This window comes from Streptomyces sp. NPDC091376 (assembly GCF_044757085.1).
Lineage (GTDB): Bacteria > Actinomycetota > Actinomycetes > Streptomycetales > Streptomycetaceae > Streptomyces > Streptomyces pratisoli.
In genome coordinates this window covers 478,589-488,577 of the sequence record NZ_JBIVUF010000005.1, presented here as the reverse complement: position 1 = coordinate 488,577, position 9,989 = coordinate 478,589, and the positions used below count along the sequence as shown (strand labels likewise).

Genomic DNA, 9,989 nt, shown 5'->3' with positions numbered 1-9,989 from the left:
CGCAACTCCTGGTCCATGTGCGCCATCGTCACCGGCCCGGAAGGACACTCCTCCACGTTCAGATAGGAGTTGATGCCCGCCTTCGAGAGCGCGGCGCGGCTGCGCCCCTCCTTCTCGTCGAAGGTGCTGGCGAAACCGCCGTAGGCGAAGTCGGGTTCGGCCGCCAGCAGCACCTCGAACGAGGGGTACTCCTTCGCGAGCACCTTGATCCCCCGATAGGCCTCCTGGTACGCGGGCAGGATCCGGTCGTCGAGATAGGCGGTGCCCACCATCGACTCCTCCAGCCCGAGCGCCAGCATGACCTCGGTCGCATGCTGGTTCAGCGACACGGCACGCCGCGGAGGGCGCTGATACGTCGTCTTCACCCCGCAGTTGTCGACGGTGACCGGGAAGCCCTCGGCAGGACCGGCCGGTGCGGCGTCCTCACGGGCGGCGGAACCGCCGCCGCAACCGGCGACCAGCAGCGCCAGAGCCATAGCGGACAACAGGGACAGCGGGCGTTCGCCCATCATGTGGTGGTCCTCTCACCGCGGGTCGCACGGACAGCCCCACGCGACTGCCGCAAACTAGAAGCAGTTGCGAACAGCTTGCAATAGGGGCGCACGTAGCGGTGAGGGCTCGTGGATGCACAGAGCAGCGCGTAGGGCTCAGCACAAGGCCGGCATCACATGCGCGATCACCGGCGGACCGTTCGGACTACCCGAGTTCGCCTTGATTCGGCGCTCTTTCACGGGCGACGACGACCGTCGCCAACCGGGCCTCTACTGGTCAGAACAAGAGCGCGCATCGTGGTCCCCAGCAGACCCTCTCCGCACGCGGCGCGTGCCTGACCGCCGCGCCTTCCTGCACGGGGCACCGGAACGGACGCGGTGCTTCGGCCAGTGAGCACTACCGGGGCCGGCTCGGACCAGCAGCTCGCCCGCGGCCGAAAGGACACCTCCTGCAATCAAGCCGTCAAGTCGCGGGGTGCTCGCCGGCCCATCGCGCCCACAGCGTCTGGGCCCAGTCGCCCACCTCCGAACCCGGGTCCTCCAGCTGCGGCACCGGGCCGGGGGCCGTCTCGATGAGGTGCACGAGGGTCCAGGCGGCTCCGTAACAGTCGTCCGGTCCGAAGCACGTGGCCAAGGCTGCGGCCTCTTCGCGTGTGACGGGTCGGGAGATCGCTGCGAGCTGGTGGCAACGCCTGTCGATCTCTTCCTCGCTCGCGTCCCAGTCAGGAAGCGATCCATCAGCAACGAACGTCCGCACTTCGGGTCTCATGGCCGAATGATCGTCTGCTCTGCCGGCCGGAGCAAGCGCCCCCGATCCGTTCACGTGACGGCTGTTCCTGTCGGCAGCGGCTCGGCTCTGTGGAGAAAGGCCGCATCACCGCAGGTCAGGGCCTACTCGGTGGAGAGCTCAAGGGGTCGGCAGCCCCGTGGATCGAACCCAAGGCGGCCGAACCGCGCCTGAACATGTTCAATAATGGCGGCCGGTGGGCACCCGACCCCGTCATCGGACACAGGCCCACCGAGCATCCGACACCGGCAAGGAAGCCCATGAACCATCCCACCCGTACCGGCCGCACCTCCCGCCTTGGCCGGCTGCTCGCGATCGGTTACGGCGGCTTCGTCGCAACGGCTGGACTGGCCCGCGCCTTCGCGGGGGCACGGCCCGACGGCTTCCTCACCCTCCTACACCTGTCGACGTTCCCTGGATCGGTGCTGGTGACCATCGCGTTGCTCTATCCGCTCGCGCTCCTCGACCCGGAGACCGATCCAGACCCGGACGCGACGGGCAACCCCTTCGCCTCAGCCGCGCTCGTCACCGCCGGCGCGGCCGTCAACGTGCTTCTGGTCCATGGAATCGTCCGCCTGGTCCGCGCCCTGCACCGCGGCACGCGAACCTGAGCGGTTTCGCGCAGGGTCGGCTACCGGTCAGCTCGTCATCGACCGACAACGGCCGGCAGCCGGATACTTTGGCCGGGGTGACCACGACCCCGTCGAGCTCGGCCATGTGCAGCTGCCAGGCAAAGTCTTCACAACCCGATGGCCCCGGTGATGCCTGAGGCCCGCGTGGAACCTACTCGTCGATTCCACGCTGACGCCGGTGAACGGCGTACACCTCTGGTGTCTTTCGAAAGACCTCGCCTTCCCTGCGCTGTCAACGCGGCCGTATCTCGGACGAACGACGCCGGGCGAGTGCAAGCGGTTCAGTCCCGTCCGTCGGGAGCCGCGCTCGGGCGTGTGAGGGACCACAGGCGGTGGTCCCACCCGATGTCCTTGGACGCGCGAACGGTCAGGCCCGCCCGTACGGCGAGCTCGGACACATGGTCCGTGTCCCGGATGCCGGAGCCGAAGGCGCACTTGAGGCGCAGATGGTGCAGCGTGGCGTCGATGTCGTCCGGGTCCGCCGCGGTGACCTGCTCCACCAGCAGGAGTGTTCCGCCGTCGGGCAGCGTGGCCGCGGTCTCGGTGAGCACCTGGACGGCGTCGTCGTCCGGCAGCCATTCGAGGAGGCGGGACATCAGGACGGTGTCGCTGCCGGGAGGCGGCACAGGGCCGGACTGCGGCACCAGTTCGACACGGGGGAGGACGTCGGTGTCGAGGATCTCCTCCTCCAGGACGCGCAGCACCGACGGCATGGCGGCGATCCTGGCGCGCAGTCGGGGATGTGCTTTGACCAGCGCGTTGACGACCGTGGCCGAGCCGTGGCCCGTGGCGGTGAGCGAGCTGACGGAGGACCAGTCGTGGGCGCGGGTCACTCCGGGGGCGATCCAGCGGGCCTCGTCCTCGACGGCGGTTCGGGCGGTGCCGGCGAGCAGGGAGTCCTTGGCCATGGCCTCGGACAGGGTCTCCCCGCCCAGGGTGCGGTAGCCGGCCGCGCCGGTCCGCAGTGTGTGCACCAGGCCGCTCAGTGAGGCGTCGAACGCGGCCTGGGCGCCGCCGAGGTGGTACTCGTCGGCGGAGTGGTCGTCCTCGACGAGTTCCTCGCTGACGGGGGTGAGCCGGTAGCCGCCTTCCTCGTCGCCGACCAGCAGGTCGACGGAGACCAGGTAGGTGAGCAGGGCGGCGAGGGTGGACCGGTCGGAGCCGGTGCGGGCGGTCAGTGCGTCCAGGTCGCGCACTCCACCGTCCACCAGCTCGAAGAGACCGAGGGTGACGGCGGCCCGGATGGCGTAACCCGGGGCGAGGTCGGTGAGTTCGTGGAGGCGCTCGTGCGCGTCGTCGTCCGTGTCCTGTTCCGGTGCGGTGTCGGGTGCGGGTGGTTCGGTGCGGCGCCAGTAGCCGGTGATGTGGGTGCGCTCGCGCGGTACGAGGCGTTCGGTGGCCAGGTGCCTGCGAATGCCCTTGAGGGCGACGGCCTCGCCGGCGACCCAGGCGAAGACGGTGCCGGGAAGCCAGTCCAGTGCGCGAACGGCCTGTTCCAGAAGGTCCGTCGTACCGGCGGGCGCCCCCTTGCGCGACAGCCAGACGATCTCGGCGTCGGCGCGGGTCGGCAGCTCCTGGCGGTGGCTGTCGTCGCCGATCTCGATGAGGACCCTGGCCTTCGTGCTCTCGGGCATCTCGGCGAGCCACCGTCCGATGGCCGGCAGCGCGGTCTCGTCGCCGACGACGAGCAGCCAGTCGGCGCCCTCGGGGTGGCTGTGGGACATCTTGGGCCCGGCGATCCAGGTGCTTTCCCCGGGCTTGACGTGCTCCGCCCAGGACGAGGCGACGCCGTCTTCGTGGCGTACGAAGTCGAAGTCGATCTCTCCGGCCTCGGGGTCGAAGCGGACGGGGGTGTAGTCCTTGGCCACGGGGCGGCCGTCGGCGGGCCAGTCGAGGCTGCTGACGTTCTGCCGCGGCAGGACCAGCCGGCCGGTCTCGTCGGCGAAGAAGAACTTCACGTGGTCGTCGAAGCCGTCCGTGCGCAGCGCGGGGAGTTCGAGCCCGTCGCGGGTGAACGCGTGCAGCTGGTCACCGCCGAGAGTGATACGCCGCATTCCTGGCGTGATGTTCTCGGCGCGCAGCACGGTCAGTTCCCTGAGCACGATGGGGAAGGTGACGACCGAACGGGGGCTGCGGGTGGGCATGCTGACTGCTCCTTCGTACACGGACGGGGTCCTGCGCGGGGCGTCGTGGCCCGGCGCGGGCCGGCCGCGGGCAATGCACTGCCCGGCGGCCGGCCCGGTGCGTCGGCCGACGGGGGCGACGCGGGTGTGCGGCTACTTGCCGGCGACGGCCTCGGCGAGGATGGGCGTGAGCTTCTCGACCACCCAGGGCGAGCTGAGCGCGTCGGGGTAGGCGAGGGCGGAGGCGAGGTTGTTCTCCGAGGGAACCACGGCGTAGTGCTTGTTCTTCACCACGTCGAGGGACTGGAAGAGCTTGTTGCTCTGCAGCTCGCCCGCGCTGAGCAGGCCCCGGTCGCCGAAGGGGTAGGTCATCAACAGGACGTCGGCCTCGAGCTCGTCCAGGTTCTCCAGGCTCACGGAGTTCTTCTCGGCCGTGTAGTTCTTGGACTTGTCCGTCTTGCTGAAGCCGAGCTGCTCGAAGATGCCCGCGTCCTGGTCGGCGTAGGACATGAACGTGATCTGTTCGGGGTGGACGACGGCGTACGTGTACGTCTTGCCCTTGAACTCCGGGTGCGCGGCGGCGGCGTCGGCGGTCGCCTTCTCGTTCGCGGCGATCACCTCCTCGGCCTTGGCGCCGAGTCCCAGCGCCTTGGCCGCGGACTTCAGCCGCTCCTGCCAGGTCAGGGTGTCGGCGTGCTTCTTGTCCGTGTAGGTGACGACCGGGGCGATCGGCGTGAGCTTGGCGTAGTCCTTGTCCATGTCCCAGGTGTTCATGCCCAGGATGACGTCCGGCTGCGCGGCGGCGACGGCCTCGTAGTCGGTGCCGTCGGTGTCGTCGTACGTCTTGAGCTTGCCGGCGCCGAGCTTGGTGATGGCGCGCTGCTTGTACTCGGGGACCGGGCCGCCGTCCTCCGCGTCGGGCGTGATCACCGGGACGACGCCGAGCGCCAGGGCGATGTCGGTGTCGCCGTCGGAGACGGTCGCCACCTTCAGGGGCTTCTTCGCGACCTCCGTCTTGCCCCAGGCGTTGGTGAGCGAGACCGGGAACGCCTCGGCGGCGGCTCCGGCCGCTGCCGGCTTGTCTTCGGTCTTCTTCTCGTCCGAGCCGCCGCATCCGGCGACGAGGGCGACACACGCCGCCGCTGCGATGAGCGCTCTGGCGGCGCCGTGCCGTCCGGCGGGTCTTGCGAGGCTGTTCATGTCATTTCTCCTGCTTGAGGTGGCGCCGGCCGAGGGGAAAGATCTGCGGCCGGTCCGTGCGGGGGTGGGGTACGACGACACAGTCCAGGCCGAACACGTCGGCCACGGTCCGTTCGTCGAGCACCTCTTCGGGCGGGCCCTGCCGGATGATCCGGCCGTCGCGCATGGCGATGACGGTCGAGGCGTACAGGGCCGCCTGGTTGAGGTCGTGGGAGACGAGCACGATGGTCTTGCCCGTCCGCTCGTTGAGGTCGGCGAGCAGGTCCATCACCTCGATCTGGTGCGCGATGTCCAGATAGGTGGTGGGCTCGTCCAGCAGCAGGGTGGGGGTGTCCTGGACGAGTGCCAGGGCGATCCACACCCGCTGACGCTGTCCGCCCGAGAGCTGGTCGACCGGGCGGTCGATCAGGTCGGCGGTGCCCGTGGCCATCAGCGCGTCGGCGATGACGGCGTCGTCGGCCTCGGTACGGCGCTGCCCCATCCGGCGGTGCGGATGGCGGCCGCGCCAGACCAGGTCGCCGACGGTGATGCTCTCCGGCGCGATGGGCGACTGCGGCAGGATGCCGAGTCGGCGGGCGACCTCCCGGGTGGGGAGGGCGTGGATGTCGGTGCCCTCGAGGAGCACCGATCCGGCGGCTATCGGCAGCAGGCGCGCGATCGATTTCAGCAGCGTGGACTTGCCGCAGGCGTTCGGCCCGACCAGCGCGGTGATCCGGCCCGTCTCGATCGTGACGCTCAGGTCCTCGATGATGTGCGTCCTGCCGTACCCGGAGGTGACGCCACGGGCTTCGAGTTGATGTGTCACGGCGTGACTCCCTGCCTGCGCCGAAGGATCAGCCAGACGAAGTAGGGCGCGCCCAGGAGCGCGGTGAGGACCCCGGTGGGTACCGGGCTGACGAGTGGAGCGTTCTGGGCGAGGACGTCGGAGCCGATGACGATGACCGCACCGACCAGGGGGGCCAGCGGCAGGGCACGGTCGGCGCCGACCAGGCGTACGGCGATGGGACCGCTGACCAGCGACACGAAGCCGATCGGTCCGACCACCCCGGTGGCCAGGGCGGCGGCCGCGGCGCCCAGCAGCAGGGCCGCGACCCGTACCGCGGTCACCCGGGTGCCGAGGGAGGTGGCCAGGTGGTCGCCGAGGGCCATGCCGCTCAGCGGGCGGTACAGCAGGGCGGTGCACAACAGGCAGAGGACGAGTCCCGCGGCGAGTGTGGTGACCCCGGTCCAGTCGGCACCGCTGGTGCTGCCGATGAGCCAGCGCATGGCGATGGCGATGCTCGACTGGTCGGCGACCGTGAACAGGTAGTTGGTGCAGGCGGTGCACACGGCGCTGAGTCCGATGCCGACCAGGACGAGGCGGTAGGTGTCCACCCCGCCGCGCCAGCTGAACACGTGGACGGCGGCGACGAGCACGAAGGAGCCGGCGATGGCGGCCACCGGTGCGCCGACGACGAACGCTGCGGGGGCGAAGAGGATGACGACGGCGGCACCGGCGGACGCACCGGCCGAGATGCCGACGATGTCGGGGGTGGCCAGGGGGTTGCGGATCAGCCGCTGGTACAGCGCTCCGGCGAGGCCGAAGAGCGCCCCGGAGAGTACCGAGGCCAGCGCTCTCGGCATCCGCAGCTGGAAGATCATGTAGTCGGCGAGGCCGTCGCGCAGCCCGAGGGCGGCGGGCAGGACGTCGGCCGGATCCACCTGGCCGATGCCGCCGAGCAGGACCGAGGCGGCGGTCAGGGCGAGCAGCAGCAGGGTGAGGACGACGGTCACCGCGCCGGTTGTGCGGTTGTGGGCCCGCCGGGCGGCCCGTAGGCGCGCCATGACGGTGTCCCTGGCCGTGGTGTCCGCCTGGACACGGGTGTCGAGAACGGTCATCAGATCCGCACCAGGTCCCTGCGACGTGCCAGCCATACGAAGAAGGGGGTGCCGATGACCGCGGTCATCACGCCCACCTGGATCTCCCCGTGGTCGAGGATCAGTCGTCCCGCGGTGTCGGAGACGATCAGCAGGACGGCGCCGGCGCCCATGGACACCGGGAGCGACCAGCGGTGGTCGGGGCCGACGAGCAGCCGGGCGCCGTGCGCGGCGACGAGCCCGACGAAGGCGACGGGGCCGACGGCGGCGGTGGCCGCGGCACACAGCAGCACGGCGACGGCGGCGCCAGCCAGTTGGGCCCGTTCGACCCGGACGCCGAGTCCGCGGGCGGCCTCGTCGCCGAGGGCGAGGATGTTCAGCGTCCGGCCGAGCGGCAGGGCGAGGAGCAGTCCGGCCACGACGAAGGGAAGGATCGTGCCGAGGACTTCGGCCCGTCCCGTCAGCTGGCCTACGGACCAGAACCTCAGGTGGGCGAAGGCCGCTTCGTCTCGGACGACGAGCAGGGTGATGAGGGAGGACATGACGGCGGCGAGGGCCATTCCGGCCAGCACGAGGCCGATGGTGGAGCTGCCGGCGTTGGTGCGGGTGCCGATCAGGTGGACCAGGGCGGCGGTGACCGCGGACCCGATGAACGCGAGCCAGAAGGAGCTTTGAACGCTGGTCACTCCGAGGAGCATGATGCCGAGGACGACGAACATCGAGGCGCCCTGCTGGACGCCGAGGATTCCCGGTTCTGCCAGCGGGTTCATGGTGAGCGCCTGCATGATCAGGCCGGACGCGCCGAGGGCGGCACCGACCAACAGGCCGAGGAAGGTCCTCGGGATGCGCTCGGTCCACAGCACATGGGCGTCGAACGTCTCCGCCCCGGGGTGGAGCAGGACGTTCACGATCTCCGCGGGAGAGATGTCGCGGGCACCCAGCCCGATCCCGGCCACGAGGGCGCAGGCCAGGACGGCGGCGGTGATCACCACCACTGTCGCACCGCGCGAGGAGCTGGTCCTGGCCGGCGGCGGGTGGGACGTCACCGGCGGGGACGTATCGGTCATGGGGTTTTCCTCGGCTCCTCACGGTCACACTGGCGACTTAGGTTACCCTTACCTTACTTCCGCCGATCCAACCAGGAGGGCGGACCGTTCACACTCGGGGGTCGAATCAACGACCCCCGCAATCCGGGGGGATGAGCCGTTGTGACGCACGAAGCCACACGGACGGAAGAGAGAGCACCCGGCCTCGCCGCGACGGACGACCTCGTCGCCAGCGACGGCCACACGACCCACGTCCACGATTTCCACCAGTTCCTCTACGCGCCCCTGGGCCGGATAGTGATCACCGCGGCAGGGCGGGAGTACGAGCTGTCCCCGTCCGTCGCCCTCTGGGTGCCGGCGGGTGTCCCGCACAGCGCGTGGTTCGCGCCGGACTCCCTGGTGATCGCCGAGGACTTCTCCACCGGGCGCCACCGACTCCCGTACTCCGGCCCCACGGTCGTCAGCGTCGGCGACGCGCAACGCCGGTTGCTGTTCGCGCGCACGCGCGGTTCCGGGACCGCCACCGCACAGGACGACGCGTCGGTGTTCGCCTCGCTGACCGGCACCCAGGAGGGACGCCTCCCTCTGCCGCGGCCCACGAGCGAGGCGGCGCTGCGCGTGTCCGAGGCCCTGACCCGCCACCCCGAGGACCCGCGCACCGCGACGGAGTGGGCCGAGGGGCTCTACACAAGTTCCACGAGCCTGCGTCGGGCGTTCCGCGCGGAGACCGGGCTCTCCTTCTCCGAATGGCGCACGCGGCTCCGGCTCAACCACTCGCTGGAACTGCTGCTGCAGGGGCATCTCGTCGGCACGGTCGCGGCCCGCGTGGGGTTCACGAGCACCAACGGCTACATCGTGGCCTTCCGCAAGCACTTCGGCAGCACGCCCGGCGCGTACACCAGAAGGCACGCCTGAATCCGCCGAGTCCGTCCCCTCCCGGGCACGGCCCGGGAGGCCGGCACCCGGCGCACTTCACCAACCTGCCCCACAGCGCGGCCGCTTGCCCGCCCAAGAGGAACTTAGGTTAGCCTAAGCTAAGCAATCCGGCCCGGGGGTCTTCCCGCGCCGGTTCCCGAATGCGCCCATGGCCGCGACACCGCTGCGGCAGGCGCCTGCTTTCCCTTGTCGCGCCTTCCGCCCGTCGTGCCATCAGCGAGGAGTCTCGTATGAGCCTGCCTGCCGTCGCGCCCTACCCCATGCCCCACGAGACGGACGTACCGCCGTCGGCGGCTCATTGGTCCTTCGACCCGACGCGGGCCGCGCTGGTCGTGCTCGACATGCAGCGGTATTCGGTCGGCCTCTTCCTCGGTGGCTCGCCGGTCGAGGACCTGCTCCGCAACGTGGCCGCGCTGCGTCAACGGGCGGGAGAACTGGGCATACCGGTGGTGTTCTGCGTCGAAGCGGTCACCCGCCGGCCCGGCCGGGGCGGCCCCCCGGGCGATCTCGGAGGCGTGGGACTCACCGACCCGGCCTCGGCCGCGCTCGTCGAGGACCTCCTGCCGCGCTCCGGCGACCACATCGTGGAGCACACCCGCCCGAACGCCTTTCTCAGCAGCAGGCTGGAGCGCGTACTGCGGGCGAACGGCCGGGACCAGATGCTCCTGTGCGGGCTGTTCGCGCAGCTCGGCGTGCTGCTCACCGCGGCGGACGCCGTCATGCACGGCATCCAGACCTGCGTGGTGGCCGATGCGGTCGCCGATATGTCCGCGGACGGACACGACTCGGCGCTGCGGTGGGCGGCGCGGCACGGTGCCGCGGTGGCCGGGACCTCGCACCTGCTGCGTGCCGGCGACTGATCCGCGGCGTGGCCGGCGCCGCCGACCGGCAGCCGCCGGTCGTCCCGTGAAGTGAAA

General features: G+C 70.5%; 9 protein-coding genes and 1 pseudogene. 3 read left to right on the top strand and 7 right to left on the bottom strand.

Going from position 1 to position 9,989, the window contains the following annotated elements; translation table 11 throughout:
• Both ACIQMR_RS14295 and ACIQMR_RS14290 read right to left on the bottom strand, forming a co-directional pair.
• Positions 1-512 (bottom strand): annotated as a pseudogene (locus tag ACIQMR_RS14295) (hypothetical protein); the annotation flags it as partial.
• A gap of 442 nt (positions 513-954) precedes the next feature.
• Complete coding sequence (locus ACIQMR_RS14290; RefSeq protein WP_401385723.1) at positions 955-1,260, bottom strand: hypothetical protein; 306 nt, start codon at positions 1,258-1,260, stop codon at positions 955-957.
• A 278-nt stretch (positions 1,261-1,538) separates the two neighbouring features.
• Between ACIQMR_RS14290 and ACIQMR_RS14285 the strand changes: the two genes are divergently transcribed.
• Positions 1,539-1,889, top strand: a complete 351-nt coding sequence (locus ACIQMR_RS14285; RefSeq protein WP_401385721.1) for a hypothetical protein — start codon at positions 1,539-1,541, stop codon at positions 1,887-1,889.
• A 302-nt stretch (positions 1,890-2,191) separates the two neighbouring features.
• Here the strand turns inward: ACIQMR_RS14285 and ACIQMR_RS14280 are convergent, their stop codons facing one another.
• The 5 genes from ACIQMR_RS14280 to ACIQMR_RS14260 all read right to left on the bottom strand — a co-directional run bounded on the left by ACIQMR_RS14280 (position 2,192) and on the right by ACIQMR_RS14260 (position 8,157).
• The gene (locus tag ACIQMR_RS14280; protein ID WP_401385719.1) at positions 2,192-4,054 is read right to left on the bottom strand and encodes an SIP domain-containing protein; all 1,863 of its coding nucleotides are present in this window, start codon (positions 4,052-4,054) and stop codon (positions 2,192-2,194) included.
• Between the two features lie 132 nt (positions 4,055-4,186).
• Positions 4,187-5,233 carry an ABC transporter substrate-binding protein gene (locus ACIQMR_RS14275; RefSeq protein WP_401385717.1) on the bottom strand — a complete coding sequence of 349 codons (1,047 nt, stop codon included), beginning with the start codon at positions 5,231-5,233 and terminating at the stop codon, positions 4,187-4,189.
• 1 nt (position 5,234) lies between these two features.
• Positions 5,235-6,038 carry an ABC transporter ATP-binding protein gene (locus ACIQMR_RS14270; protein ID WP_401385715.1) on the bottom strand — a complete coding sequence of 268 codons (804 nt, stop codon included), beginning with the start codon at positions 6,036-6,038 and terminating at the stop codon, positions 5,235-5,237.
• Positions 6,035-7,111, bottom strand: coding sequence for a FecCD family ABC transporter permease (locus ACIQMR_RS14265; RefSeq protein WP_401385713.1), 1,077 nt, complete (start codon positions 7,109-7,111; stop codon positions 6,035-6,037). Before ACIQMR_RS14265 ends, ACIQMR_RS14270 begins: the two co-directional genes overlap by 4 nt.
• A complete protein-coding gene (locus tag ACIQMR_RS14260) occupies positions 7,111-8,157 on the bottom strand; it encodes a FecCD family ABC transporter permease (RefSeq protein WP_401385711.1) in 1,047 nt (348 codons plus the stop codon). The genes ACIQMR_RS14265 and ACIQMR_RS14260 overlap by 1 nt, the downstream gene beginning before the upstream one ends.
• Positions 8,158-8,298: 141 nt before the next feature.
• On the opposite strand from ACIQMR_RS14260, the gene ACIQMR_RS14255 reads away from it, so the two are divergent.
• Positions 8,299-9,051 carry an AraC family transcriptional regulator gene (locus ACIQMR_RS14255; protein ID WP_401385709.1) on the top strand — a complete coding sequence of 251 codons (753 nt, stop codon included), beginning with the start codon at positions 8,299-8,301 and terminating at the stop codon, positions 9,049-9,051.
• A gap of 251 nt (positions 9,052-9,302) precedes the next feature.
• Positions 9,303-9,932: an isochorismatase family protein gene (locus ACIQMR_RS14250; protein WP_401385707.1), complete on the top strand. Its 630-nt coding sequence runs from the start codon at positions 9,303-9,305 to the stop codon at positions 9,930-9,932.
• The last annotated feature ends 57 nt before the right edge of the window (positions 9,933-9,989 follow it).

Bases quoted from the DNA above. Each gene is read 5' to 3' on its own strand.
- ACIQMR_RS14290 (WP_401385723.1), bottom strand. From the start codon at position 1,260: ATGAGACCCGAAGTGCGGACGTTCGTTGCTGATGGATCGCTTCCTGAC.
- ACIQMR_RS14265 (WP_401385713.1), bottom strand. From the start codon at position 7,111: ATGACCGTTCTCGACACCCGTGTCCAGGCGGACACCACGGCCAGGGAC.
- ACIQMR_RS14275 (WP_401385717.1), bottom strand. From the start codon at position 5,233: ATGAACAGCCTCGCAAGACCCGCCGGACGGCACGGCGCCGCCAGAGCG.
- ACIQMR_RS14260 (WP_401385711.1), bottom strand. From the start codon at position 8,157: ATGACCGATACGTCCCCGCCGGTGACGTCCCACCCGCCGCCGGCCAGG.
- ACIQMR_RS14250 (WP_401385707.1), top strand. From the start codon at position 9,303: ATGAGCCTGCCTGCCGTCGCGCCCTACCCCATGCCCCACGAGACGGAC.
- ACIQMR_RS14285 (WP_401385721.1), top strand. From the start codon at position 1,539: ATGAACCATCCCACCCGTACCGGCCGCACCTCCCGCCTTGGCCGGCTG.
- ACIQMR_RS14280 (WP_401385719.1), bottom strand. From the start codon at position 4,054: ATGCCCACCCGCAGCCCCCGTTCGGTCGTCACCTTCCCCATCGTGCTC.